Source organism: Microbispora hainanensis (genome assembly GCF_006874475.1).
Lineage (GTDB): Bacteria > Actinomycetota > Actinomycetes > Streptosporangiales > Streptosporangiaceae > Microbispora > Microbispora hainanensis.
The window spans coordinates 1-24,965 of sequence record NZ_VIRM01000023.1; the positions used below are offsets into that span (position 1 = coordinate 1).

At 71.5% G+C, this 24,965-nt stretch carries 20 protein-coding genes; 8 read left to right on the forward strand and 12 right to left on the reverse strand.

The features are described 5' to 3' along the window. The first annotated feature begins 186 nt into the window (after nt 1-186). Together FLX08_RS19445 and FLX08_RS19450 are read left to right on the forward strand one after the other, a co-directional pair. Entirely contained in the window at nt 187-795 is a 609-nt protein-coding gene (locus FLX08_RS19445; RefSeq protein ID WP_142620300.1) for a ClpP family protease, read from the forward strand. Further along, the gene (locus FLX08_RS19450) at nt 792-1,388 is read left to right on the forward strand and encodes a ClpP family protease (protein ID WP_142620301.1); all 597 of its coding nucleotides are present in this window, start codon (nt 792-794) and stop codon (nt 1,386-1,388) included. The genes FLX08_RS19445 and FLX08_RS19450 overlap by 4 nt, the downstream gene beginning before the upstream one ends. 3 nt (nt 1,389-1,391) lie before the next feature. Here FLX08_RS19450 and FLX08_RS19455 read toward each other — a convergent pair whose 3' ends face one another. From FLX08_RS19455 to FLX08_RS19480, 6 genes are all read right to left on the reverse strand, one after another. Next, a complete protein-coding gene (locus FLX08_RS19455) occupies nt 1,392-1,769 on the reverse strand; it encodes a helix-turn-helix domain-containing protein (RefSeq protein WP_142620302.1) in 378 nt (125 codons plus the stop codon). Between the two features lie 508 nt (nt 1,770-2,277). Beyond that, complete coding sequence (locus FLX08_RS19460) at nt 2,278-3,639, reverse strand: TIGR02679 family protein (protein ID WP_244312753.1); 1,362 nt, start codon at nt 3,637-3,639, stop codon at nt 2,278-2,280. Then, nucleotides 3,636-7,754 (reverse strand): TIGR02680 family protein, encoded by a 4,119-nt coding sequence (locus tag FLX08_RS19465; protein WP_244312754.1) that lies wholly within the window; start codon nt 7,752-7,754, stop codon nt 3,636-3,638. The genes FLX08_RS19460 and FLX08_RS19465 overlap by 4 nt, the downstream gene beginning before the upstream one ends. Then, complete coding sequence (locus FLX08_RS19470) at nt 7,751-8,953, reverse strand: TIGR02678 family protein (RefSeq protein WP_142620303.1); 1,203 nt, start codon at nt 8,951-8,953, stop codon at nt 7,751-7,753. The genes FLX08_RS19465 and FLX08_RS19470 overlap by 4 nt, the downstream gene beginning before the upstream one ends. Nucleotides 8,954-8,999: 46 nt before the next feature. After that, nucleotides 9,000-10,544, reverse strand: coding sequence for a TIGR02677 family protein (locus tag FLX08_RS19475; protein WP_208761538.1), 1,545 nt, complete (start codon nt 10,542-10,544; stop codon nt 9,000-9,002). A gap of 227 nt (nt 10,545-10,771) precedes the next feature. Further along, complete coding sequence (locus FLX08_RS19480; protein ID WP_142620305.1) at nt 10,772-11,506, reverse strand: helix-turn-helix domain-containing protein; 735 nt, start codon at nt 11,504-11,506, stop codon at nt 10,772-10,774. Between the two features lie 162 nt (nt 11,507-11,668). Here FLX08_RS19480 and FLX08_RS19485 point away from each other — a divergent pair, with 162 nt between their 5' ends. The 3 genes from FLX08_RS19485 (at nt 11,669) to FLX08_RS19495 (ending at nt 15,663) form a co-directional block, all read left to right on the forward strand. Further along, entirely contained in the window at nt 11,669-12,205 is a 537-nt protein-coding gene (locus FLX08_RS19485; RefSeq protein WP_142620306.1) for an RNA 2'-phosphotransferase, read from the forward strand. A 76-nt stretch (nt 12,206-12,281) separates the two neighbouring features. Further along, complete coding sequence (locus tag FLX08_RS19490; RefSeq protein WP_208761539.1) at nt 12,282-14,384, forward strand: TerD family protein; 2,103 nt, start codon at nt 12,282-12,284, stop codon at nt 14,382-14,384. Between the two features lie 361 nt (nt 14,385-14,745). Then, the gene (locus FLX08_RS19495; protein WP_142620308.1) at nt 14,746-15,663 is read left to right on the forward strand and encodes an RpnC/YadD family protein; all 918 of its coding nucleotides are present in this window, start codon (nt 14,746-14,748) and stop codon (nt 15,661-15,663) included. Nucleotides 15,664-15,712: 49 nt separating this feature from the next. On the opposite strand, the gene FLX08_RS19500 is transcribed toward FLX08_RS19495, so the two are convergent. Then, a complete protein-coding gene (locus tag FLX08_RS19500) occupies nt 15,713-16,627 on the reverse strand; it encodes an HNH endonuclease (RefSeq protein WP_244312755.1) in 915 nt (304 codons plus the stop codon). A 212-nt stretch (nt 16,628-16,839) separates the two neighbouring features. On the opposite strand from FLX08_RS19500, the gene FLX08_RS19505 reads away from it, so the two are divergent. After that, nucleotides 16,840-17,241: an NUDIX hydrolase gene (locus FLX08_RS19505; RefSeq protein ID WP_208761540.1), complete on the forward strand. Its 402-nt coding sequence runs from the start codon at nt 16,840-16,842 to the stop codon at nt 17,239-17,241. Nucleotides 17,242-17,385: 144 nt separating this feature from the next. On the opposite strand, the gene FLX08_RS19510 is transcribed toward FLX08_RS19505, so the two are convergent. Genes FLX08_RS19510 through FLX08_RS19520 form a run of 3 tightly spaced genes read right to left on the reverse strand, consistent with a single transcriptional unit; the run spans nt 17,386 to nt 20,626 of the window. Next, nucleotides 17,386-18,978 carry a CocE/NonD family hydrolase gene (locus tag FLX08_RS19510; RefSeq protein WP_142620310.1) on the reverse strand — a complete coding sequence of 531 codons (1,593 nt, stop codon included), beginning with the start codon at nt 18,976-18,978 and terminating at the stop codon, nt 17,386-17,388. A 20-nt stretch (nt 18,979-18,998) separates the two neighbouring features. Next, nucleotides 18,999-19,448: a DUF3237 domain-containing protein gene (locus FLX08_RS19515; protein WP_142620311.1), complete on the reverse strand. Its 450-nt coding sequence runs from the start codon at nt 19,446-19,448 to the stop codon at nt 18,999-19,001. Continuing rightward, nucleotides 19,445-20,626 (reverse strand): flavin-dependent oxidoreductase, encoded by a 1,182-nt coding sequence (locus tag FLX08_RS19520; protein ID WP_142620312.1) that lies wholly within the window; start codon nt 20,624-20,626, stop codon nt 19,445-19,447. The genes FLX08_RS19515 and FLX08_RS19520 overlap by 4 nt, the downstream gene beginning before the upstream one ends. 85 nt (nt 20,627-20,711) lie before the next feature. Here FLX08_RS19520 and FLX08_RS19525 point away from each other — a divergent pair, with 85 nt between their 5' ends. Beyond that, nucleotides 20,712-21,254 carry a MarR family winged helix-turn-helix transcriptional regulator gene (locus FLX08_RS19525; RefSeq protein ID WP_208761542.1) on the forward strand — a complete coding sequence of 181 codons (543 nt, stop codon included), beginning with the start codon at nt 20,712-20,714 and terminating at the stop codon, nt 21,252-21,254. A 112-nt stretch (nt 21,255-21,366) separates the two neighbouring features. Next, a complete protein-coding gene (locus tag FLX08_RS19530) occupies nt 21,367-21,564 on the forward strand; it encodes a hypothetical protein (protein WP_142620313.1) in 198 nt (65 codons plus the stop codon). Between the two features lie 20 nt (nt 21,565-21,584). On the opposite strand, the gene FLX08_RS19535 is transcribed toward FLX08_RS19530, so the two are convergent. Both FLX08_RS19535 and FLX08_RS19540 read right to left on the reverse strand, forming a co-directional pair. Further along, nucleotides 21,585-22,010, reverse strand: a complete 426-nt coding sequence (locus FLX08_RS19535; protein WP_208761543.1) for a DoxX family membrane protein — start codon at nt 22,008-22,010, stop codon at nt 21,585-21,587. 106 nt (nt 22,011-22,116) lie between these two features. After that, nucleotides 22,117-24,960 (reverse strand): FAD-binding and (Fe-S)-binding domain-containing protein, encoded by a 2,844-nt coding sequence (locus FLX08_RS19540; protein WP_142620314.1) that lies wholly within the window; start codon nt 24,958-24,960, stop codon nt 22,117-22,119. Nucleotides 24,961-24,965 lie beyond the last annotated feature (5 nt).

A 24,965-nucleotide genomic window follows, 5' to 3' on the forward strand; every position in this document is an offset into this window, starting at 1 on the left:
TGACCACCTCCCAACATCGCAGAGGCAGCCAGCCTGACGGGTACACCCCCAGGAGATCAATTCCCCGGCCGAGGTTCGGTGACGAGCCACTAGCCGCGATGGGCGGCCGGTCGCCGACGTACCATTCGGTCTGCCGACAGCAGACATATCGACAGGTAGCGGGGTCGCGGCGGATACAACTGCGCCATGAGTGTTTCACCGAGCACGAGTTACCGGGATCGGCTGAACGAGAGGCTGTTCCAGCAACGGACCCTGCTGCTGACCGGAGAGGTCGACGACGAGATGGCCGAGCGGGCGTGCGCCGAGATGGTGTTGCTCGCCTCGGCGGACCCCGAAAGCGACATCATCCTCTACATCAACTCGCCGGGAGGATCGGTGCTGGCCGGGCTGGCGATCTACGACACGATGAAACTGGTGCCGAACGACGTCGTCACCGTCGCGCTGGGGATGGCGGCGAGCATGGGACAGGTGCTGCTGGCGTCCGGCACGCACGGCAAGCGGATCAGCCTCGCGCACAGCCGGATCATGATGCACCAGCCGTCGGCCGGCATCGGCGGCACGGCGATCGACATCTCCATCCAGGCCGAGAACCTCAAGTACATGAAGCGGCAGTCCGAGGAGATCCTCGCCGCGGAGACGGGACGCACGATCGAGGAGATCGCCGCCGACAGCGACCGGGATCGCTGGTTCACCCCCGAGCAGGCCCGCGACTACGGGATCATCGACTCGATCGTCGACTCCTTCCCGGCCATCGCGCCGTACGCCGTTTCCAACCGGATGGGGTTCACGTCATGAGCCAGTACACGATTCCGTACGTGGTCGAGAAGACCCCGGTGGGGGAGCGGTCGTTCGACATCTTCAGCCGGCTGCTCAACGAGCGGATCATCTTCCTCGGCACGGAGATCGACGACGGCGTCGCCAACGTCGTGATGGCACAGTTGCTGCACCTGGAGGCGGAGAGCCCGGACCAGGAGATCAACCTGTACATCAACTCGCCGGGCGGCTCGTCGACCGCGATGCTCGCGATCTACGACACCATGCAGTTCATCCGCGCGAAGGTCGCGACGTACTGCATGGGCCAGGCGGCCTCCGCCGCCGCGGTGCTGTTCGCCGCCGGCGCCCCCGGACGGCGGTTCATGCTCGGCCACTCCCGCGTGCTGCTGCACCAGCCGTCCACGCAGGGGCAGGGCACCATCTCCGACCTGACGCTGCAGGCGGCCGAGGTGCTGCGCGTGCGCGGGCAGACCGAGGAGATCCTCAGCCGCCACACGGGGGTGGACGTCGCCCGGCTGCGCGAGGACACCGATCGCGACCGCATCTTCACCGCCCGCGAGGCCGTCGAGTATGGCCTGGCCGACGAGGTGATCTCCGCGCGCGAGCCGTCGTAGCGCTCACGCCGCCAGCAGCTCCACCCGTGGCGTGCCGGACGACCTGCCGGTCGCGATCCGTCGCGACGCCGTGATCCGCCGGACGGCACGGGTGAGCAGGTGCTCGATCGGCAGCCCGAGCGCGTCGCACACCGAATGCAGCATCTCCGACGACGGCTCCTTGCGGCCGCGCTCGACCTCCGACAGATACTGCTTCGACATGCCCACCGCACGCGCCACGTCATCGAGTGTGCGGTCCTGGTCCAGCCGCTCGTCGCGGAGGATCTCCCCGTACACCGTGCGCAGCAACGGGTCCGAGCCGTCGGGGGTCGCCTTGCCGCGCTCCTCGGCGGCCCGGCGCGTCCGGATGTCGATGACCACTGGTCGGCCCGAGACTGCCATGCCTGGCAGTCTGGCACGCCGGGACGTCCGGCGGACCGTCTGTTCGCGCACAGATGAGCGAGCGGTCACCTTCTCGGGCCGCCAGGGTGACCGGCGGCCCGGGAGTGCGGCGGCGGACCTTGGCCAGCCTCCCGCCGCACCTCCGCCGGCGTCCGCCGTAACTCGGCGGGGGAAACCGCGCTCCGCTCCGGCTCGTGCACGAGCGGCCGGGCGAGGATCTCCTCCTGGCACCGGGTTCGACGAAGGCCGGCAGGACCAGTCCCACGCCCGTGGAGTGCAGCGGAGCCGGCCGCCGGCACGGTAGAGCATCGGCATCGCCTGGTGCGCGGAGAGCCTTTCGACCAGCATCGCCTGTCTGATCGTGTTTTTCACTCGCGAGCAATGTATCCGCCGGGGCGGGCCGCCCGCCGTCCGTGCCCTGCCCCGGTGGGCCCGGCACCTGCTGCAACCCCCGCGCTGAGGCTGTCCTGGGCGGACGGACCCGTGCCGGTTCCGGCCAAGGCCCGCCTCACCCCGCCCGCAGGTCGGCGAGCAGATCGCCGAGGACGATCTCCTCCTCCACCCGTACGGCCCGCCGCACCATGGCGGCCGACAAGGCAGGGTCCCAGGGCGTGGCGCGCGGACGCCCCGTCAGCGGGGCGGCGGAGGCCGCCGCCAGGTAGGCCGCGGCGTCGTAGCGCCAGGCGCGCCAGCCGAGACGCTCGTACACGGCTGCGGCAATGCCGACGCCGCCCCAGTCGAAGTCACCGTGATAGGCGAACTCGGCGCCGCTCTCGGCCAGCAATCCCAGCAGGCGCCACACCGCCGCCGAGGGCCTGCCGTTGACGCAGACGAGGGGCGGGCAACCGGCCCCCAGTTCGTCCGCCGCGGCGGCCACCACGATGGGGTTCTCGCACACGCGTACCAGATCCGCACGCAATGGGGTCTCGTGACGGCGCAGCTGACGGAGGGTCAGCACGCACGGCTCGCCGGCCGCGCGGGCGGCGTCGAGCATACGCCCGGTGGGGCTCCGGCCGTCCCCGGGAACATTCAGGCAGAGGACGAGCGAGGACAGGTCGTCCAAATGCACTCCGACCGCCGCCCACGCGCGGCGCCGGGCGTCGGCCGTGGTCTCGCCCACGTATGGCAGGCCGCCCAGGGCCCGGGCGGCGGACAGCGCGAGCGTGCCCAGCGCCCGGCCCTCGTCGAGGGCGTGCGCGTCGTTGGCGCACTCCGCGGCCAGTCGGCCAACGGGAATGCCGGGCGAGGGCAGTCGGCTCAGCACCTCGGCCAGGCTGTCCAGAAGGACCCGCGCGTCCTCCGGTCCTGTGGCGAGCCGCCGGACCATCCCGGTCGCTTCCAGCCAGGAACGCCAGCCGGACAGCTCGGGCCGCGAGGCGACTGTCAGATCCAGCCGGGCGAACGCCGAGCGCCAAGCGGCGTCCCACTCAGCGCGCTCGCGCCGCAGGTCGCGTACCGGACCACCGAGGCGAACCACCGCCTCGGCCAGGCCACCGGGGGCAGCGCCGCTGGCCCGCAGAAGCCGGTTCACCTCGTCAAGCGAGACCGACAGCGAGGCTCCGGCCCCGGCCCTGCGGCCGAGCAGCCGCTCGATCGCGCGGCGCTGCGCGGCCGAGGCGCCGCCGAGCGTGACGATGCCCGTGAGCGGCTTGCCGAGTTCGAGCCTGCGGCGGATTCGCTCGACGAGCCACGCCGTCTCCGCACTGCCGAGCAGCCGCCGCAGCCGCTCCGCTGTGTCGTCCGCTCGGCTCGTATCCGGTCGGGCCGTGTCCGCGGCGTCCGCATGCGCTGTATCTGGTCGGGCGGTGTCCGCCCAGGCGGTGCCCGCAGGGCGAGCATCCGGTTGGGGCGTGTCCGCAGGCTCACTCACCCGAACAGACCCTCCTGATCCGGCGCGGACGGCTCAGGGCGCTCCACGGGCATTCCGGAGACCGGCCGCGGAACCCTTCGCCGCTCGCGGCCGTCCCACCGCCACGGCGTGACCAGCACCGCGTCGACCCCGTCGCGCCGGGAGAGCTGGCAGATGGCTAGGCCGGGCACCTGCGCGTAGCACCCCCACTCGCGCTCGCTGGTCATCACCACGTCCAGGTCGAATGTCGCGAGCAGCCCAAGGCACTTGGCGCGCGAGTCGTCGTCGACCCCGGCGAAGGCCTCGTCGAGCGCCACCAGCCGGGGCGCGTGGGGGCTGCCCGCCGACTTGTAGTGGGCTGAGGCCGCGGCGAACAGCGGCACGGACGCGGCCAGCACACGCTCACCGCCGGAGGCCGGGCCCGTGGCGGGTCGCCACTGGCCGTCCTGGAGGCGCTGAATCGCGAACTCGTGCCAGTTCCGATAGTCCAGCGCCCTGGTCAGGGCCTCGGTCCAGCCCGCCGCCGGATTCTCCGCGTGCTCCCGCACGATCTGCCGCTGCAGGAAGGCCCCGACGGCCGCCCTGTCGTCGGCCGACCAGGCGTCCAGGGTCTGCCGCAGCTTCTCCCGGACCCGGTCGAGCCCGTCCGGTGCCTGCCTGGCCGTCTTCCAGACCAGCCGCAGCCGCATCCCGGTAGAGGTAGGGCGGGACTCCAGCTCCCCGTTCATCTCCCGCACCTCCTCCTCGGCCCCCGCGATCAGCTCGTGCAACGTCCCGGCGACCTCGTTCAGCAGGTGGTTCTCCAGGATCTCCCGCTCCCGTGCGGACAGCAGAAGCCCGCGATGCCCGGTCTCCTCCTCCAGAGCCCGGGCCAGCTCCGGGATGTCCCTGGTCCGCCCCTGGAAGACGACGTCCACCACCAGCACGCCGTCCCGCAGCGTCAGCCCAACCGGGTGGCCGTGCCGCGCCATCGCGTCCGACAGCAGTTTGTGCTGCTCCGTGACACGCTTCTGGATCCTGTCCCACGGCCCGTCGCCGTCGTCGACGCCGTCGAGCGCGGCGTTGACGGCGCGGGCGAGCAGCACAGCGGAGGTCGGAGCCCACGGTGAACCCGTCTCTGGCACATCCAGTTCGGGCAGCGCGATGGTGAGCAGACCCGTCGCCGCGAACGCCTGAAAGTCGGCCACGGCGCCGTCGCGGACCTTACCGGCCTCCTCGATCTCACCCCGGAGCGTCTCACGCGCGCCGTCGGCCTTGCTCCGCTCGATGAGCGCGTCCTGCTCGCGGCGGCGGACAGTCCGTTCGGTCTCCTCCCGCTCCGCCATCTCCCGCCGTACGGCCTCAAGTCTGCGGTAGAGCTCTTCGACCGCCGCGCCCGCGGTCTCCTTCAGAGCCCGGTAGGTCTCGTCGGCCGCCTGCGCCTGCCCCCGGATCTCGATCGCCAGGGCGTCGGCCTCCTCCAGCCGTCGCAGCACCAGCAGAAGCTCTTCCTCGGCCTCGCCCGCGGCAGCCCGGGCCGTGCCGAACGCCTCCGCCGCCGGCCACAGCGCGGCGAGGGCCAGGCGGTAGTCGGACAGGCCGTTCCTGATCTCGTCGAGCGCGTCCGGGGACAGGGGCAGGCCGACGTCCGCGGCGAACTCCGCCGCCCGGGCGCCCGCGGCCTGCATCTCCGCCCGCCTGCGCGCTGCGTTGTCGGCGGCCGCGCGGTGCGCCGTGTCCAGCTCTCGCCGGCGCTCGCGCTCGGCGGCCAGCTTGACGTGGGCCTCGCGCAGCCGTGTGTCCGACGGGAGCGCCCGCTGCTCCTCCGCGAGCGTGCGGTGCCGTACGGTCAGCACGGCCAGGGCGTCGCGAAGGGCGGCGATCTGCGCCTGAACGTCGGTGAGCTCCTCGCGTAGCCTCGCCAGGCGGGCCCGGCGGGCCGCTTCTCTGGCGCCCTCACCGATGTGGTCGGCGCTTTCCTTGCGCCAGGCTCCGGCCAGGACACCGTTGCACCAGCGGCCGTCGGCGGCGACCCAGGTGACCGGAGCGCTCCGACCCGCTGGTGTCCCGGGCTCAAGGCCGATCGAGGCGAGCACGGCACCGACCGCGGTGTCCGGCAGGGCGGCGGCCTGCGGGTCGGCGCGGTCGATCGCCGGACGCAGGACGGCGGAGCAGTTCGGGCCGGCCACGACGGGGCCGGCGTGGATCACAGTGTCGTCGGGGTCGTCTGCGGCGACGAGTCGGCCGTCGGGGGTGACCCACGCGTCGAGGATTCCGGCCGCTTCGAGGGCCGCCTCAAGTCCGGCCCGGTCGGCGGCGGGAACCGCGTCGGTGAAGTCGACCACCTTCCACAGCGGTGCGCCCGGCCGGCTCGCCCGGGCATCCCCGGCGCGCGTATGCGGGGCGGGCGGGGCGTCGTGGCCACCGGCCTCCAGGCGACGAATCTCGTTCTCGATCTCCTGACCGGACTCTCGCTGCGCCCGCAGAGCGGTCTCCAGCTCCGTCTCCCGCCGGGTGAGCTCGGCCGTCGCCGCACGTACCGCGTCATCCACGGCGGCGACCGCCGGGTTCGGCCCGTCGGCGGTGGCCGTCCAGCTCTGGATCGCGGCCAGCAGGCCGTCCGGGTCGGAAATCCGCAGCTCCGTCAGCCCGGCGAGGTAGGTGAAATAGGCGGTGGCGAGCTTGGCCGTCTCCGCCTCGACCGCTCCCTCCGCGGTGGCCACCCGTTCGGCGGCGGCCTGCAGCTCGCCGGTCAACCGGTCGACCTCCGCGCGGGCCCCGTCAAGCCGGTTCCGCGCCCGTTCGACGTCCCCGAGCAGGCGGCCCATCTCGGCCATCGCCTGGGCACGCCGCTCGGCGAGCGCGTCCGCCTCCCGGCGCGCCGCAGGCAGATCCGCCTCCGACCAGCCGGCGATCCGCAGGTGATCGTCCTCGCACAGCGCCCGCCGGGCGGCGGAGGCGGCTTTCTCCTGCGCCGTTCGCAGGGCCGCCTCGGCCCGCTCCGCCCCGAGGCGGGACCGCTCGGCTCGCTCCCCGCGCCGCCGGGACTCCTCCGCGACGCCGTCTCGCTCCCGCTCCCGCAGACGGGCGTGCTCCGCCAGCCGGCGCGCCTGCTCGCCGACCTGCTCGAGTCGCTCGGCGTCCCGCATCTCCGGGCTCCGCTGCAGTGCCTCCCGACGGGCCTCCAGCCTGTTCTTCTCCGCAGCGAGTTCGGCGAGGCGTTCTCGCGCGGCGTCCAGCTCCATCTGGGCGGCCGCGTACCGGGTCTCGGCCTCGGCGAGATCCCGGCCGAGGTGCTCGTAGCGGCTCTGCGTCAGCCGGGGAGCCGCCGCCTTGCGTTTGGCCGCGACGCGGGCATACCTGCGGTAGTGCACGAGGAAGTCGTTCGCGGCCGTGCGCGCCTCCTCCAGCGCGCGCAGCGCGTCCCGCTCCTCGTCAAGCCCGTGAAACGCCTCGGCCACCGTCGCGACGAGGGCGGGACTCAGTGGCGGCAGGGCCTCGGTGAGCGCGCGGGACAGCAGCCGCTCGTCCGGCTTCTTCGACAGCTGCGGCTGGCGAAGCTGGATGAGGAGGTTGACCAGGGCTTCGTAGCGATGCTCGCCGAGGCCGAACAGGGCCTCGTCCACAGCTCTGCGGTAGTCGGACGCCCGGTCGTAGACGAGGCCGTGCCCGTCGAGCGCCTCGCGCAGTTTCTCCCTGGTCAGCGTGACCCCAGTGGGGGAGACCAGCGACAGGTCCGCGCCGATCCGCTGGGTGGTGACGAAGAACCAGTGCCGAGCGATGCCGCGCTCCTTCACCGCCTTCAAACCGCAGCCGATCGTCCGGAACTCCAGACCGCCGTCGGCGGTGCGGCGGCCGAACTCCATCCAGGTGTAGCCGAGCCGTTCGGGATGCGGGTGCCTGCCGCCGAGCAGCAGGTTCCACTCCATCCGTTTCTGCCGGTCGCCGTCCGGCTCGACCCGGTGCGGAGCCAGCTCGCCGTCGAGCAGGAACGGCAGGGTGAGTGCGAGCACCTTCGACTTGCCGGTGCCGTTGTTGCCACGCAGCAGCAGCCGTCCGTCGTGAAAGTGGAACTCCTCGACGTCGTAGTAGAACATGTCGACGAGCCCGGCCCGTAAGGGCTTCCAGCGTTCCGCTGCGGGAACCGGAAGGTTCACACGGTCACCGCCTCGCCCGAATCGCGGCGCCGGGACTCGCGGACGCGCGGCGCGTCGAGCGCGTAGCGTGCGATCGCCGGCAGCGCCCGAACCTCACCGGGCGGGCCGTCGTCGACCTCCACCAGCCGCAGCGCGGCCAGCTTGCCGAGGGCCACCTCCACGAGCTCCTCCTCTGCGCCGGGGCCGGTCACGCCCTTGCGCCAATAGACCGCGTGCTCGCGCGCGGCCTGCCGTACGAAGGCGTGCAGGCTCTCCAGGGACGCCCGCTCCCTACCGGCCAGATGCTCGGCGACGAGGAGCGTGACGTGGCCGTCGGTGCGTTGCTCGGGCATGCGCACGTCGGTCAGCTCGTCCTCCGGGTCGACCATCGCGACGCCTTCTGCGCGCACCTCCGGCACCAGGCCGGTCGCCTCCTCGATCCTGCGGAGGATCGCGTGACGCTGTGAGGTGAGATATGCGAGCTCGTCCTGGCTCAGCTCACGGTAGTAGACGACGGGGTCCTCCAGCAGCCTGCGGGTGAGACGCCGCCGCAGCGCCTGGTTGCGCAGATCGTCGGTGTCGGCGACGGGCTCGGCGGTGAGCTCGCCGAGCCGCTCCTCAAAGGAGGAGGCACTGATCGTGGACGGTCCGCGGGAACCGGTCAGGAGCGCAGCGAGCACCGGTCGGCGGACATCGTAGAGGACGTCGCCGGTCGCGGACAGGTAGGCGTCCTCATCTCCGGCCACCTTGCGCAGCACCCCCCAGTCGAGCAGCATGCGCACGACCGCGACGAGATCGGCCCGCTCCGCCCGGCTGTCCAGGGTGAACGCGAACCCGGTCGCCGTCAGCTCCGGCTCGGCCGCCGCGTTCAGGACCTCTTCGGCGAGCCTGCCCAGCGTGGTCTGCGCGTCCGCGCGCTCCAGCACGGCGAGCGCCAGGCACAGTGCGACATAGCGCCGCCTGCCGAACGGTTCCTTCGCTCGGCCACGGGCCGGATAGGTGGTGTCGGCGGTGCCCGGCGCCGTCTTGAACAGCCGCGCCGTCTCCGTGTCGGCTGTCAGCCGCCAACCGGTCTCGCGGTTCAACCACTCCCGCAGCGCGGTGAAGTGGCGCCGGACCAGCGCGAGCGCGTCCGCGTCATGCTCGGCGGTGAGCAGCGGCTTGGCCAGCAGGGCGCGCAGCGCGGCGCGGCGCTGCGCCGCCTCCTCGTCAGCGATCATCCTCTCCTCACCGGATCTCTCGGGTAACGCCGCACCGCTCCGCCGATCATCGGCTCACCGCCAGGTCCCTGATCTCGATGACGTGCTGCGGGCCGGTCAGTACGCCGTCCTCGGTGCGGATCTCGACCACACCGCCGCCGTCCACCGGCGAGAGCCGCACCTCCATCGACCCGTCGCCGGTGACGACGGTCACCTCCGTGTCGCCGGGGCGGCGGGCGGCCAGGGCGTCGCCCAGCAACGACAGGAATAGCCGGAACGCTTTCGGCTCCAGCACGTCCAGCTCGGACAGCAGCGTCGGCCCGTCCGTGCGCAGCCGGGCCCGCGCTGCCGCGGTCTCGGCGGCCTCGCGCTCCGCCTGCTCCAGCAGGAACGTGCGGGCCTGCGAACGATCCTGCACCCGATTGGGCTTGCCGCGGCGCTCGTACGACCCGGTCCTGCGTAACTGGGGGCTGATCCGGATCGGCGGCGCGTCCCGCCATGGGGTGGACGGCGCGACGTCCTCCTCCTGCCAGAGGTCGACAGTCTGCGGGGTCACGGTCAGATGCCGCGAGGACGACAGGCCGAAGGCGGCCCGCCACAGCCGGTGCATGGCCGCCTCGTCCGGAGCCTCGGCGAACCACCTCGCCAATGTCCGGAAGTCAGCGGAGCGGTCCGACCGCCCGGAGCGCCGCTCGTTCAGTAGCCCGATGGCGTCGATGAGCTGTTTGATCGCGGTGACCGCGGCCTGCCGCAGGAGCCGTGCCTGCGACGGGTGGCCTGCTCCACGCGAGACGAACCAGTCCTTGAGGCCGCGCCAGCGGTTGCGCCAGGAGGCGAACGCCGTGGCCTCGGCCCTGGCGTAGGCCTCGTCCGCGTCAGCGCCCTCGGGCACCGCGTCGGCCGCCTCGCGCCGCGCCGCCAGCATCAGCAGTCGCTCGTGGCCGGAGCCTTCGAGCTCACCGATCAGACGCGCGATCCGGGCGCCCATGTTGGCGAGGTCGGCGATGAAGCGGTTGATGTAGTCGATGAGCCGCTCCTTGTACGCCACGAAACCCTCGACGTCGCTGTCGGAGAAGTCGATCGCCCGCCGCAGTGAGGCCATGAACGCCTGGGCGTTGTCGGCGAGAGAGGAGAACCGTTCGGCGAGAGTGAGCAGGAGCAGGTGGGTCTTAGCGGGGTCGGGATCGGGCTGCCCCGCCAGGACTGCCAAAGAGGAGAGCTGTTCGGCGATGTCGCTCAGCGCCACCGACTGCAGCGAACCCCTGTGGCCGATCGCCTCCTCGTAGAAGGCGATCGCCTGTTCTGCCGCCTGTCCCTCGGGCGTGAGCTGGAAGAGCAGGCGCCTGCGGTGGAAGTCCTCCACCGTGGTGACCCGGCTCGTGTCGGCGTCGGCCCGGAGGTTGCCCCACTCGACGAGCTTGTTCAGGGCCTGGGCGAGCGGCTCGTCGCTCTCCTGCCCGAGCTCCGCTGCCACGTCCTCCGGGCGCAGGTGCACGATGAACCGGTCCTTGGCGTGCGCGAACGCGCTCAGCACCGCGCGGTAGAGCGCCGCGTTGGGGGTACTCAGATGAGCGAACGGCTGAGCGCGGGTCGTCTCGGCTGGGGTTGCCACCGTGCCATTCTGACCGACCACGGCGACCGTCGGTGGCGGCTGCGGACGACGTCCTTGCGCGGACCCGTGGATCATCTCCCGACGGTGCCGGCCATCTCTGCGATGCGGCTGGCGAGATCCCCGCCGGGACGTGCCGCCAGGTCTCGTACGCGCCCGCTCTCTCAGTCGTTCCCGCCCACCGTCCTCGACGCCCACCGCTTCGCGATCGGTGAACGCGGCCGAAGAGGTCAGGCGAGCCGGTGACCGCCCAGAGAGATCTGCGACTCCGGCATCGGGGCGAAGAAGTCGAAGTTGGGCGGCGGGCCGACCCTCCGCTCCAGCGTCTTCACCACGTGCCTGACGTCGTCGTCCGGGCCCGCGACGTAGAGGGGCTTGCCGTCCTTGCCGAACGTGATGGCGGACTTCTCCTCCCACGTGCCGAGGTGCCCGGCCGTCGCGGCGAAGTCCTGCGTCGGCTCGAAGCCGAGATCGCGGGCGTAGTCGACCGCGCCGAAGACGAGGTGCCGCACCAGGTCGAGCTGCGCCTCCCGCCAGCCCCGCGGGTAGATCCGGAAATACCTGGGGAGGAAGCGGTGCAGCTCCACCTCGCTCATCACGTCGGGGCCGAGGGCGTGCTTGACGCCAAGGCAGTAGACGTCGACGAGGTAGGCGCAGACCGACAGCTTGTCCCAGCCGTGCTTGCGCGCCACGATGACGCTCACCGTGCCCGCGGTCTCCTGGCCGTCCGGGGCGTCGTCCGCCCATCCGGTCGTGTCCGGGACGGTCAGCCCCTCACTCCAGCCCGCGTTGATCCAGCACCCCGCGAGTGCGGGTTCGGCGGCCTGCCCGCCCGTCTGCTCGGCCACCGCCCTGATGTACGGCGCGACCGCCGCAGGCGCCATGCCCAGGGCCCGGGCGATCTGCTTGGGGGAGTTGCCCTGTCCGCGCAGTTCGCGGACCTTCTCCAGGATCGAGCTGTCCATAGGGCCTGAAGCCTATCGGCTATCCGTGTCGTGCCGGAGTGCGGAAGACCTGGCGGCTGTGCCACTCGATCAGCGGCGGATGTTCGCGAAACGCTCGACCCAGTCCATGACCGGCACCATAGGGTGATCTCGACGTCGAGACCTCGGGGACTGGAGGAAGGTGTGGACGAACAGCGGCTGGTGCGGGTCTCGAAGTACCTCGCCAAGCATCTGCGCCACCAGCCCGAGCGCATCGGCGTCGAACTCGACCCGCACGGCTGGGTGGACATCGACGCGCTGCTGACGGCGGCGTCCTCGCACGGGTTCCCGATCTCCCGCGCCGAGCTGGAGCAGGTGGTCGCCGGCAACGACAAGCGGCGATACGTGATCGAGGGCGATCGCATCCGGGCCAGTCAGGGACACTCGGTGCCCGTCGACCTCGACCTGCCGGTGGTCGAGCCGCCTCCGGTGCTCTACCACGGCACGGTCGCCCGGTACGTCGAGCCGATCCGCGCGGAAGGGCTGCGGCCGATGGCCCGCCACCACGTCCACCTGTCACCGGACCGGGAGACCGCCACCCGGGTCGGCGCACGCAGGGGGAAGCCCGTGGTGCTCGTGGTCGACGCGGGTGCGATGCACGCGGCGGGGCATCATTTCCGGGTGAGCGCCAACGGCGTCTGGCTGGTGGACCACGTCCCGCCGGACTTCATCCGCTGGTGAAGGAGCAGCCGATAGGGGAGCACGGGCTGCTTATTCCAGTGGCGAACAGCCCATATCCGCCCTATATCGTGCGGGCGTGGAAGATCTGATCATCGCCCGGCGTCTCCGCGTTCCCATCGACAGCGCGGGGGACGAGACGTCCGAATGGGGTCAGGCGGCCGCCCGGCAGCTCGACGCGGCGCTGCTCAGCGTCGGGTTCGCCTGCTCGCCGGCGCTGCTCGACCGCCTGGCCCGGCTGCCCGGTGCGCAGGTGATCGACCTCGGCGTGCGGGTCCTGGCCGCGGTGCGCCGCCTGGTCGGCGACCACGTCGAGCACAACGCCTACTTCGTCGACTTCCCGAGAAACGTCCCGGACACCCTGGAGTTCTGGGCCGGGCTGCTGTGCGAGGCCATGCTCGACCCGGTCGCCGCCGCACGGCTCCAGCCGGGCGTCCTCAACCTGCTGACGCTGCCGCGGTACGGCGGCTACCAGCACACCTACGCCGACCTGCTGGCCGCGCACGCCGAGCTGGTCCCCCTGGCCAAGGACCGGGTGACGGTACTGGAGCTGGGCGGGAGCCTGCGGGACGAAGCGCGAGAGCTCTACCTCTCGCTGGCCGGGTCCGAGGTCCCGCTCGCCGCCGAGGATCTGGCCGCTCTGCGCGAACTGGCCGCCTTCTGCAGTGAAGACCAGCCCGAGCGCGTGCCGGTGCGGGAGAACCGGGCCGTCGTCAACGAAGTGCGGCTGGCCGCCGGGCGGCCGCTGCTCGTCGACACCGTGACGGACGTGCTCCGGCTGGCCGCGCTCTGCTCCGGCGGTGACGTCACCCTGGCCACCCCCACCCGCCTGCGCTCCTTCCGCCGTGCCGAACGCCGCGTCCTGCTGGCCGCCCTGGATACCGTCCCGGCCGCCAAGCATGGAGACGTGCTCCGCCACCGGGAGCAGTGGAAGCGGCTCGGCGAGCGGCTGCACCCCCACGAGTATCCGCAGTTCCCCCGGGCGGCTCAGGTCTTCGAGGTGGCCAGGGGCGTCCGCGAGGCGTCGAGCTTCGACAGCCGGGTCGAGGCCGCGCTGGCCGCGGGCCGTACGGAGGAGGCCGTCTCACTGCTGGAGCACACGCCCGGCGCGTTGCTGCGGCGCCTCGACCACCTGATGCGCGCGGGTGGCGGCAGCGCCGTGCTGGAGGCAGCGGAGAAAGCCGCCGCCCATGCCTCCGGCCGCGTGCTGCTCTCCCTGCGTGAGCACCTGCAGAACCGGCTCGCTCTCGTGGACCGGGTCTTCACCAACCGGTACGGCAGAGCGTGGACGGCGGCCGACACGCGTGCCCCGCTCAAGGAAGACGCCCTCAACCGGGTGCTCGCCATCCTGGACGAAGAGATCGGCCGCCGCCTGCCCGACCCCGGCGAGTTGATCGTCGACCCCGCCGTGCTCGACGTGGCGCTGCCCCTTTCGGGCAAGGCGGTCGCGCCCGGGCTCGGGATGCTGCCCCGCGGCTCGCTGTCGCCCGTGGAGGGTGAGCTGCTGCGGTTCTTCGTGCACTGGCGGCAGCGCGAGCAGCGCACCGACTACGACCTGTCCGCGTTGATGCTCGACGCCGACTATGACAACCCGGCCCACATCTCGTGGACGTCCTACGCCAACGACTTCGCGACCTACTCGGGCGACCTCACCGAGGCCCCCGACGGCGCCTCGGAGTTCATCGACGTGCGTCTGTCCCGCGCCACCAAGCCGATCATCATTCCGCAGGTCGACATCTACGCGGGGGAGCGGTTCGACGAGGCCGCCGAGGCGTTCTTCGGCTACATGACCAGGGACGCCGCCCAGGAGGGCAGGCCGTTCGAACCGCGTACTGTGCGGATGAAGTCCGACCTGCGTGGATCCGGCCGCATCGCGCTCCCGCTCGTCTTCCTGCGCGGGGACGACGATGCCTGGCGGGCGAAGTGGCTGCACCTCTATGCGTCGGGCCATCCGTCGTTCAACCAGGTGGAGGGCAACCGGGTCACCACGTCGCTGCTCGTGCGCTCGATCGTGGAGCGCGACTACCTCCGGGTCGGCTACCTGGCCGACCTGCTGCGGGCCAGGTCCTCCGCCTCCACGGGCGGACACGTCACGTACATCGGGCTCGAGGCACCCGCCGACCTCCCGGACGGGGCGCGGATCTATACGCCAGCCACGCTGCACGAACTGATTCCGGCCTGATACGGTGCTGATCGCAAGGCCATGGGAGGGCTTCCTTCTCACCTCATTCGGAACCGGTCTGCCCGTACAGGCGCCGGTATGGTTCCAGCTCTTCCGCTTTCCTTGCACCCCGTTCCTTGCATCCCGGCGGGTGAGGCCATTCGGAGGCTTCCTTCTCAATCCTGGTTCGATTCCAGGTGGGCCCGTAAGGGTCCGCTGGCATATTCAGCGTCCGAGCCCTCCTCACCCGCCCGGGCGGCGAACGGTCCCCCTGTCGCTGCAGCAGCCGAAAAGCGCGAGCTTGCGTTGCGGGGAGTAACGAATCGGTAACGGAAAGTTATGGTGACCTTATGGTCGCTCTCCGTGTCGGTACGGTCCCGCCGTGGCACTAGCCGAACACGAAGCCCTCGTTCGCCTGTTCTGCGAACGACCCGACCTCGCCGCCGACCTGCTGACTCGGTCCCTTCGAGTCGAGCTGCCCGACTACGACTACGCGGGCCTGGAATCGGCCGATCTCACCGAGGTCACCCCTGCCGAACGCCGCGCGGACTCGGTCGTCGTGTTCCGCCGTAAACGGCCGGAGGCCGACCCTCAGCCCGTACTCGCCGTGATCGTCGAGGTCCAGCGTCGCCAGGACCCGGGCAAGATGTGGTCCTGGCCGATGTATCTGGTAAGCCTGCGCAGCCGCCTCGAATGCCCGGTCATCCTGCTGGTGGTGTGCCCGGAGGCGTCGGTCGCCCGCTGGTGTGCCCGCCCGATCGACCTGGGCCATCCCGGTCTGGTGCTGACGCCGTTGGTCGCGGGCCCGAACGAGGTGCCGGTCATCACCGACCCTTCTCAGGCGGCCGAGGACATCGAGCTCGCGGTGCTCTCGGCGATCCACCATGCCGCCACGCCGGAGGGGCCCGAGATCCTCAACGCCCTGTTCGCGGCGCTGCACAATCTCGACCGTGACCTGGGGGGTATGTACGCTGACATGGTTCGTGCGGCGCTGCCTCGAGAGGTCTGGGATCACTTGGAGGAGCACTTGAAGAGCGAGACCTACGAATACCTCAGCGACTGGGCCCGCGAGAACATCGCCAAGGGCAAAGCCGAAGGCAGAGTGGAGGGCAAGGCGGAAGGCAAGGCGGAGGGTCAGGCCGAGGCGATCCTGACGGTCCTGTCGGCCCGGGGCATCGAGGTGTCCGACGACTTTTCCGAGCGGATCCGGAAATGCCATGACTTCGATCGCTTGAGTGCCTGGCTCCGGGCCGCCGCCACGGTGGACTCCTCCGACAAGCTGCTCGGAGACATTTCCTGACACTGGCCGCCGCGGTGACGCGGCCCCGCCGTTCCGGGTGCCGGCGGGCCTACGTACGGAGGAAGACTTCGTCGAGATGCCACTCGATGGATTCCCGGTTCGGCCGGTCGCGGAGCCGGTCGGGGACCGCGATCTCCTGTCCGGCCCGCCGGTAGAACTCCTCGCCGTTGCCGAACTCCTCGCGCAGGCGCGGACTTACCAGTAACCGATGCTTGGGGTCGACCGCCAGATAGCCGCGGTCGAAGAGCGTGTGCACGTCCGAGCGGAGCAGGAGCCCGTTGTCCAGCCGGTGCTCGCCGCCCTTCGTGACCGGACGGATGTGCGCGGCCTGCAGGACCGGCCTGATCCGGTCGCCGGTGATCGCGCAACGCCGTTCGTATGCATGGAGGACGACGGCCTGGAACGCCTGCTGACCGAGCCTTCGTGGGGCCATCCTGGGGTCGCCGAAGACGGGCCCGTCGCGATGCCACGGCCCGGACAGGTCGACGTCCCCGCCGATCCCGGCCCGGTTCAGTAAGTCGTAGAAGTAACCGGCGGCCGGGTGAGCGGCCAGGTCGTAGCTTTTGCCCTGCACGATGTTGGAAGCGAAGTCCGGTGGCGGCCCGGCAACCCGGTTCTCGGGATAGAAGAACACGTCGCGGATGATGACGCAGCCGATGACCGGGTCCTCGCCGAGCATTATGGGTTGGCTGCGGTATTTGCCCACCTGTTGACGCAGTTCCTCCAGGCTCACAGTGCCGTTGCCCTGTCCGAAGAACTCCCAGGCCTCGGACACTCGGAGAGGCGCGAACCCGCTGAAGAAGCCACCGCCCACCACACGGTTGTGCGGATGGTGTGTTTTGAAGAAGAACGGTTCGCCATGGTCGATCGCGCGGAACTCCCGTCCGCTGGAGGGCCGCCAGAAATTGACCTCGCTCAGGTCGGGACGTCCCGCCAGAAAGCGGTACCACCTGTCGTCAGTCACCCCGACGTACACCTTCACGGAGGTCATTGTGCACGTTCGTGATCAACTGTGCCAGGGCGTCGCAACGTCGCGGAATCAGCCGCCAGCAGATGTTCGCCGCACAGGCCGGATCGAGGACAAGTGTCCCGGATGACCGAGCGGGCGCTACCGTCGAATGCCCCGACGAACCCGGCCGCATGCCCCACACTTCTCTCCCACGACAGGAGCACACGGTGAACAGCACCATCGACAAGATCGCTTGGATCCATCTGGACAACGGCAGGATCCTCAGCACCCGGTCACGAGGCAAGAACGCTTACTACATCCCCGGCGGCAAACGCGAACCCGGTGAAACCGACATCGACACTCTCGTCCGCGAGATCGACGAGGAACTCTCCATCACCATCATCCCCGCCACCGCCACCCACGTAGGGACCTACCAGGCCCAAGCGCACGGCCACACCGAGGGCGTCACCGTGCAGATGACCTGTTACGTTGCCGACCATCACGGAAAACCGACGCCCAGCAGTGAGATCGAAGAAATCGCCTGGCTGAGTTACGCCGACCGTGACCGTGTGTCTCCGGTCGATCAGATCATTTTCGATCACCTGCACCAAATCGGACAACTTCATTGACTCCCGGCAGCACCCAGACCGCCCCGGCGGGCGTCGCCGCAGGTTCCGGCCCGTGGCAATGGCCTTCCTCGACCACCGTGACTGGGCGTACGGGACTGCGAGCGGCCGGATGTGGCGGACGCGTGGATCGACTGACCGCCGGGGTCAGCGGGGGACGATCGGCAGCGTGATGTACGAGTCGGGGAAGACCTTCTGGTGCTGGACGACCAGGTCCGCCTCGGTCGCCACGCTCCCGCCGGTGCCGGGGTTGCGGTCGAAACGGGGGAAGTTGGAGCTGGAGATCTCCACCCGGATCCGGTGGTCGGCCTTGAAGACCTGGCTCGTGGCGACCAGATCGATGACGAACGTCCCGGACGACTCGGCGACGCGGACGATGCCGTCGATCACGCTCATCGCCCGGCCGTCGGGATGGACGTCCACGAGCTTGGCCGTCCAGTCGGTCGAGGCGGCCGAGGTCTCCGCGTGCAGGGTCACCGACACCGGGCCCGTCACCTCGACGTCGGAGGCGAGCACCTCGGTCGAGTAACAGAGCACGTCGGCCCGCCGCTCCATGTCGCGCTGGTCCTGTGGGCCCACGTTGGTGGGATCGGCCAGCAGGGTCGGGCCGCCGACGGTCGGGACCGGGTCGCGCGGGTCGAAGGTGAAGGTCGCCGGCTCGTACGCCGAGGGAGGCTCGGGGGAGAGGAGCCCGCCGGTGTGCAGGTAGTAAGGGGTCTCGACGGCGCGTTCCAGCGGCCAGGCGTCCTCGTCCCGCCAGACGTCGTCGCCCATCACGAAGATCTTCACAGCGGGGCCGGTGTCCTCGCCCTTGAGGAACGCGAGCTCCCGCTGCTCCAGCCCGATCGCCTGCCCGGAGGCGGCGGGCCCGAAGAACAGTCGTCCGGTGCCCGCGGCGCCCGGCGCGAGATGGGACCAGGGACCGATGACCAGGGGACCGCCAAGGCGGCGGTGGTTCTCCAGCGTCCCGCCGAGGAAGAGATCGAACCAGCCCGCCACGTGCATGACCGGCACCTCGACGCGATCGTGGCGCAGGGTCTCGGCCAGATCCTCCCAGTAGGCGTCGCGTTCCACATGCGAGGTCCAGTCGCGCCACCAGGGGATGCCGGGGATGTCGCCGACCGGCAGGGTGCGCGCCGCGGCGTCCTGGTCGTGCAGGACGGGAAGAACCGCGGCGAGCCCCGCGCCGGCGTCCTCTCCCGCCTCGGCGGCGTGCAGCAGGCCGAGCATGGACTGAAAGGCACCCCAGTTGAGGGCCGAGCCCAGCGCGAAGGCCCCGCCGTGATATTTGAGGCCGTCGTGGAAGTCGTGCGGCGTCATCGCGGCGACCACGGCCTTGAGGCCCGGCGGGCGCGTCGCCGCCGCCTGCAGCGCGCATCCGGCGAGGTAGGACATGCCGCTCATCACGACCTCGCCGTTCGACCAGGGCTGCGCGGTGATCCAGGCGATCGTGTCGTGGCCGTCGGCGCCCTCGTCCGCCCACGGCCGGAACTCGCCGTCGCTGCTCCCGCGCCCCCGGCAGTGCTGGAGCACCACCGCGAACCCGGCCCGGAGCGCGGGCGTCACCGGCTCCGTGCGGAACGAGTCCTCGCCGTACGGCGTGCGCACGAGCAGGGCGGGGAACGGGCCGCCCTCGGCCGGCCGGTGCACGGTGCCGCGCAGGATGGTGCCGTCCCGCATCGGCATGGGGGTGTCGTGCTCGACGGTGACCGGAAGCGGGGGGCGGTCGAGCTTCGGCATGCGGGCTCCTCAGGACGAGGTCAGGTCAGGGCGTAGGCGTCGTAGCGTACGGCGGTGGCCACGCGGGCGGCCGAGGCCACGGCGAGGGTGCGGTTGAGCCACAGATATCGATCGTCGCCGGTCTCGAAGCGGCAGAACAGCCGGAAGTAGTACTCCGACGGGTCCACGTCATCGCCCCGCCCGAGGCGGTCGAGCACCTCGGGGGAGCCGTGCCTGACTCCGCTGGTGGTGATGTAGACGTGCGCGCCGTCGTGGGTGCGCAGCGTGTAGCGCGTGTCGATGCTGATCATGCCGTCGGCGTGGACGACCTGCCAGTCGGCCCCTCCGGGCAGCACGGTTCCCGACAGGCGGGGACCGTCGAACGTGCCGCCCACGATGTTGACCACGCGGCGGTGGCCCCACTGCGAGTCGCCGAGGTCGAGCACGGGATCGAGATCCACGTGGAAGGTGGCGAGCGGTTCGAGATTCACGAGGCGGCACTCCGATCTACGCTCCACGAGGGGCGTTCGCTGAGCGAGGCGGGGTCGAATCCGGCGGTCCGCTTGTAGGAGGCGGCGATCTCCGCCCGCTCCTCGTGGGGGATGACCTGCTCGATGTCGTCGAACCCTTCGGGCGCCCGCTCGTGGGCGAGCTTCATGACGACCTCCGGGCCCATCTCGCGGTTGGACAGCTGAAGCGCCGTGGTGGCCGGCCGGCGCGTCTCCTCGTACGCCGCCAGGTCGCCCTGGGCGAGGGCGTACGCCAGCACGCGGGCGTCGATGATCGCCTGGGAGGCGCCGTTGGAGCCGATCGGATACATGGCGTGCGCCGCGTCGCCGAGGAGCGTGATGCCGTCGAAGGTCCAGCGGGGCAGGGGGTCGCGGTCGACCATCGGGTACTCGTACGCGGCCTCGGCCCCGGCGATGATCCCGGGCACGTCGAGCCAGTCGAAGCGCCAGCCGGCGAAGTGCCTGCCGATCTCGGTCAGGTCGGCCGGGCGGTTCCAGTTCCCCCGGTCCGGGGCCTCGCCGTCCAGCGGCCGCTCCGCGATCCAGTTGATCAGTGTGCGTTCGCCGGTCTCGATCGGATAGGCGACGAACTTCTGCGTGCCGTCACCGGCCATGATCATGGACCGGCCGGTGAGGAACGGTTCGCCGTAGGTGACGCCCCGCCACAGGACCAGGCCGTTCCACGGCGGCGGACCCTCGCCCGGGTAGAGATGGGCGCGCACGGCCGAGTGGATCCCGTCCGCGCCGATCAGCAGGTCCTCGTCACCGGGGCCGGTGATCCTGCTGCCACTCCGTACGGAGTCCGGGCCGAGCCGCTCGACGACCGCCTTCAGCAGGAGCATCTGGAGCGTCCCGCGATGGACGGAGTATTGCGGCCAGGCGTAGCCTGCGGCCAGTCCCCGGGGCTCGGACCAGATCGGCGTGCCGTAGCGGTTGAAGTAGGCCAGTTCGGCCGTGGCCACGCCGATCTCCGCCAGCCGGTCGGCCAGCCCCAGCTCGGTCAGCTCCCGTACGGCGTGGGGGAGGAGGTTGATCCCGACGCCGAGCGGCCGGATCTCGGGGGCGGCCTCGTGCACGGTCACGTCCTCGAACCCGGCCGCGTGCAGGCTGAGCGCGGCGGTCAGCCCGCCGATGCCCGCTCCGGCGATGACGATGCGCACGAGGGCCTCCGGGGAGAGATGAGGAGAGGTCGTTATGGCCGTAACAATATTCACGGCACTCCTGCGGCTGCGCAAGACTTGACCGATGGACAGCGAGCCCGGCATCCGGCCGGATCCCGGCGCGGCGACGCCACCCGACCTGCGGTACGCCGCCTACGCGCGCGAGCGCCTGGCGGAGATGTCGCCTCCGGCCGACGCGGAGGCGTTCGCGCTGGCCTATCATCTGCTCCAGCTCGCCTACGTGCTGGTCACCGACCTGGAGACCCGTATCCACCGGCCGCGCGGCCTGACGCTGCCCGGTTTCCGGCTGATGTTCAAGCTCTGGCTGCTCGGCCCCACCCAGCCCGTACGGCTCGCCGAGATCTCCGCCATGTCGAGGTCCGCGGTGACCAACGCCGTCAACACCCTCGAACGCGGCGGCCTGGTCGAACGGCGACGGGTGCCCGATGACGGCCGCGCGGTGGTGGTCGCGCTGACCGAGGCGGGCGAGGCGGCCGTGCGTGAGGCGTTCGCCGAGCAGACCCGCAGGGAGCGGGAGTGGTTCGCCTGCCTCGGGCCGGTGGAGCGCGAGCAGATGACCGCGCTGCTGGCCCGCATCCTCCATGCCCGCCCGGCGGATCTTCTGTAGCCGGGGACGAACATCGGAGGGGACAAACCGGGGCAGTGGTCCAGAAGCCACGCGTACAGTTCTCGCAGGCGTCCCCCGGGACGCGCCCGCTTCACCCGTGAGGACCGCACCAGTGGCCGTTTCCGAGCAGTTCCCGCCGTTCGCGGCACCGGACGCCGACGCCGCAGCCGAGGACGAGCTCGGTGCGGAGCCGGACCCGTTCCCCGGCGACACGCACTGGTACGACCTGCCGGACGACGACGCCGCGCCGGAGGAGGACGAGCCCCTCACGTTGCCGAGTCGTCTGCGCCGTGCGCTGCGAGGGCGCTGACGGGCTTCCGGGGCGGCGGGTCAGCCGTCGCGCCGCCGGGTCGCGGCGTCGGCGAGCAGCCCGAGCCCGATGCCCAGCATCCACACGTCCTTGCTGATGCCGACGCCCGCCGGGGTCGGCCAGATGCTGCCGGGCTTGTGCAGCGCGGGCGTACGCAGGTAGAGCGCGACCAGGCTGCCGGAGAATCCGGTGAGCGCGGCTCCGGCGACCGCGGCCGGCACGAACGGCGTCAGGAGCGCCACGCCCGTCGCGATCTCGGCCGCGGACAGCAGCTTGAGGAAACGGCGCGGCGGGACGTTCTTCAGGAACGGGAAGGCGTTGGCGGCCGTGCCGTGGAGGCCGGCGGCCTGCTCGTCGCCGCCGTTCCACTTCTCCAGGCCGGAGTGCAGGATGTACGCACCCGTGGCCACCCGCCCCGGCACCTCCCGGGCCTTCATGAACTTCATCGGCACTCCTGTCCGTTCCGGCCTGTTCCGTCCGGGCGCGACGATACTCGCCCGGCGGGTGGCACCGGCGTCCGGGGCCCTCGGCGTGAGACGGCCTCAGCGCCTCTCAGGCGGTGATCTTGTCGAGCAGTTCGAGCAGGTGGTGATAGGTCTTCCCGGTGGCGCGGGTCATGCCGATCTCGCACGTACGGTTGACCGACGCGTGCGCGGCGAAGCCGCCCTCGGCCACCGAGGCGGCCTCGGCGCGGGTGGCGGAGGCGGTCAGTTCCGGGTGCAGCAGTCCCCGGTCGCCGGCGAAGGCGCAGCACTGCCAGCCGTCCGGGACGACGACCTGCTTCGCGACCGCCTCGGCGACCTTGGCGATGGCGGCGTCGAGGCCGAGCCGGGTGGACGAGCAGGTCGGGTGCAGGGCGAGCGAGGCCAGTCTGCGGTCCTCCGGCGGCTGCGGCAGGCGCGGCAGGACGTGCTCGGCCACGAAGGTCACCGCGTCGAGCACCCGGACGGCGGGCGAGCCCGGGCCGCTGGCCGGTCCGGACCCCGCGGCGGTGAGCCGCTCGAACCCCTCCGTGCACGAGGCGGCGTCGCTGACGACCGGAAGCCTGCCGCCGTCGGTCGCGGTCAGGAGCGCTTCGCGCACCCGGCGTTGCATCACCTCGTAGCCGTCGCCGAAGCCCTTGGAGGACCACGGGGTGCCGCAGCACAGGCTGCCGACGCCCTCCGGCACGTGCAGCCGCAGGCCGGCCCGCTCGGCCAGCCGCAGCAGTGCGGCCATGACGCCGGGCCCGCCGTCGGCGGGGGCGAACAGGGTGTTCAGGCACGATGGCACATAGACGGCGTCGGCATCGCGACGCGGCGCCGCGCGCCGGGGCGTGCCACCGCGCGGCAGGTCGCGGCTCCACTGGGGAACGGCATCGGGGCCTGCGACGGCGCGGGCGGCCCGGCCGGCGCCCTCGGCGAGCCGGGCCGGGGACGCGGCGGCCACGTCCATCGCGAGGTCCATGGCGCGGGTCACCGCGTCCCAGTGCTTCGCGGCGGCCTTCCAGCCCGCCCGCGCGGTGCGGCCGTGCCGCTCGGCGCGCAGGCGTTTGGTCAGGTCACCGGTGTTGATCAGGACGGGGCACGCGGTGGCGCACATGCCGTCCACAGCGCAGGTGTCGACGGCGTCGTAGCCGTACTCCTCGATGAGCTGCCGGGCGAGCGCGTGGTCGCCGGCCGCCTGGGCCGCGGCCAGCTCGCGGCGCAGCACGATGCGCTGGCGCGGCGTGGTGGTCAGGTCGCGGCTGGGACAGACCGGCTCGCAGTAGCCGCACTCCACGCACCGGTCGACCTCGGGCTCGACGGTGGCGACGGGCTTGAGGTCGCGCAGGTGCGCCTCGGGGTCGTCGGTGAGCACGACGCCGGGGTTGAGCGTGCCGCCGGGGTCGCACAGCCGCTTGACCTCCCGCATCACCTCGAACAGCTCCTCGCCGTACTGGCGGCGGACGAAGGGGGCCATGACCCGGCCGGTGCCGTGCTCGGCCTTGAGGGTGCCGCCCCGCGACAGCACGGCGTCCACGAGATCTTCCGTGAAGTCGGCGTAGCGCCGCAGGTCGGTGCCGAAGTGCTCGTTGAGCATGAAGTGCAGGTTGCCGTCCTTGGCGTGCCCGAAGATCACGCTCCGCTCGTAGCGGTAGCGGTCGAACAGCCCGGCCAGCTCGTCACAGAGATCGGCCAGCGCCGGCACCGGGACGGCGACGTCCTCCAGCAGCGCGGTGGTGCCGGACGGCCGGGCGCCGGCGACCGAGGCGTACAGGTTCTTGCGGATGCGCCACAGGGCCGCGCGGCCGGCGCTGTCGCCGCTGAGCCGGGCCGGGGCGGCCAGATCCATCCCGGCGAAGACCTGCCCGGCCTCCCGCTCGCGTCCGGCGAGCAGCTCGGGGTCGGACTCCTGCCACTCCACCAGCAGCGCCGCGTGATCGCGCACCTCCAGCGTACGCAGCACGTCGTCGGCGCCGGGGTCCGTGGCGGCCACCCGCAGCGATTCGGCGTCGAGCAGTTCGACGGCGGCGGGCCCGGCCGCGACCAGCTCGGGCGTGGCGGCCATCGCCTCCCGCAGGGTCCGGAAGACCAGCAGCCCGGTCGCGGCCAGACGGTGCGCGGGCACGGTGCGCAGCACCGCCTCGGCGACGAAACCCAGGGTGCCCTCGCTGCCGACCACCAGGTGGGCGAGGATCTGCGCCGGGCTGTCGTGATCGAGGAAACTGTTCAGGCCGTAGCCCATGGTGTTCTTGATCGCGAACTGGGCGGTGATCCGGCGCACCGAGTCGGGGTTGCCGCGGACCCGGTCGCGCAGCCGTTCCAGCCCCTCGGCCAGGTCGGGTTCGAGGGCGCGCAGCCGCGCGTCGGCGTCCGGCGCGCCGGTGTCGATCACGGTGCCGCTGGGCAGCACCAGCGTCATCGACTCCAGCGTCCGATAGGTGTTGGCGTGGGTGCCACAGGTCATCCCACTGGAGTTGTTGGCCACGACGCCGCCGATCGTGCACGCCGACTCGCTGGCCGGGTCGGGGCCCAGCCTGCGGCCATAGGCGGCCAGCCGGGCGTTGACCTGCCGCAGCACGGCGCCGGGCTGCACCCGCACCCGCTCACCGCCGTCGAGCACCTCGACGCCCCGGAAATGGCGGCGGGTGTCGACCAGCAGATGACTGGTGACGCCCTGCCCGGACAGGCTGGTGCCGCCGGAGCGGAAGGTCAGCGGCAACCCGGCCCGCATCAGCGCCGCCACCTGCGCGGCGCTTTCCGGCACCACGACAGCCTGCGGCGTCAGCAGGTAGTGCGAGGCGTCGTGGGCCATGCCCAGCCGGTCGCTCACCCGGGACCGGGTGATCCCCGGCACGGCGGCCTCCACCGCCGCCAGGACGGCGGGGTCCGCCGGGGCGATGCGGTGCGGGGGATCCACGTGGATGAGGCTCATGATGT

Excerpts from the sequence above, each read along its gene's own strand:
- FLX08_RS19455 (WP_142620302.1), bottom strand. The coding sequence starts at position 1,769 with ATGGCAGTCTCGGGCCGACCAGTGGTCATCGACATCCGGACGCGCCGG.
- FLX08_RS19540 (WP_142620314.1), bottom strand. The coding sequence starts at position 24,960 with ATGAGCCTCATCCACGTGGATCCCCCGCACCGCATCGCCCCGGCGGAC.
- FLX08_RS19480 (WP_142620305.1), bottom strand. The coding sequence starts at position 11,506 with ATGGACAGCTCGATCCTGGAGAAGGTCCGCGAACTGCGCGGACAGGGC.
- FLX08_RS19450 (WP_142620301.1), top strand. The coding sequence starts at position 792 with ATGAGCCAGTACACGATTCCGTACGTGGTCGAGAAGACCCCGGTGGGG.
- FLX08_RS19525 (WP_208761542.1), top strand. The coding sequence starts at position 20,712 with ATGGACAGCGAGCCCGGCATCCGGCCGGATCCCGGCGCGGCGACGCCA.
- FLX08_RS19445 (WP_142620300.1), top strand. The coding sequence starts at position 187 with ATGAGTGTTTCACCGAGCACGAGTTACCGGGATCGGCTGAACGAGAGG.
- FLX08_RS19470 (WP_142620303.1), bottom strand. The coding sequence starts at position 8,953 with ATGATCGCTGACGAGGAGGCGGCGCAGCGCCGCGCCGCGCTGCGCGCC.
- FLX08_RS19535 (WP_208761543.1), bottom strand. The coding sequence starts at position 22,010 with ATGAAGTTCATGAAGGCCCGGGAGGTGCCGGGGCGGGTGGCCACGGGT.
- FLX08_RS19510 (WP_142620310.1), bottom strand. The coding sequence starts at position 18,978 with ATGCCGAAGCTCGACCGCCCCCCGCTTCCGGTCACCGTCGAGCACGAC.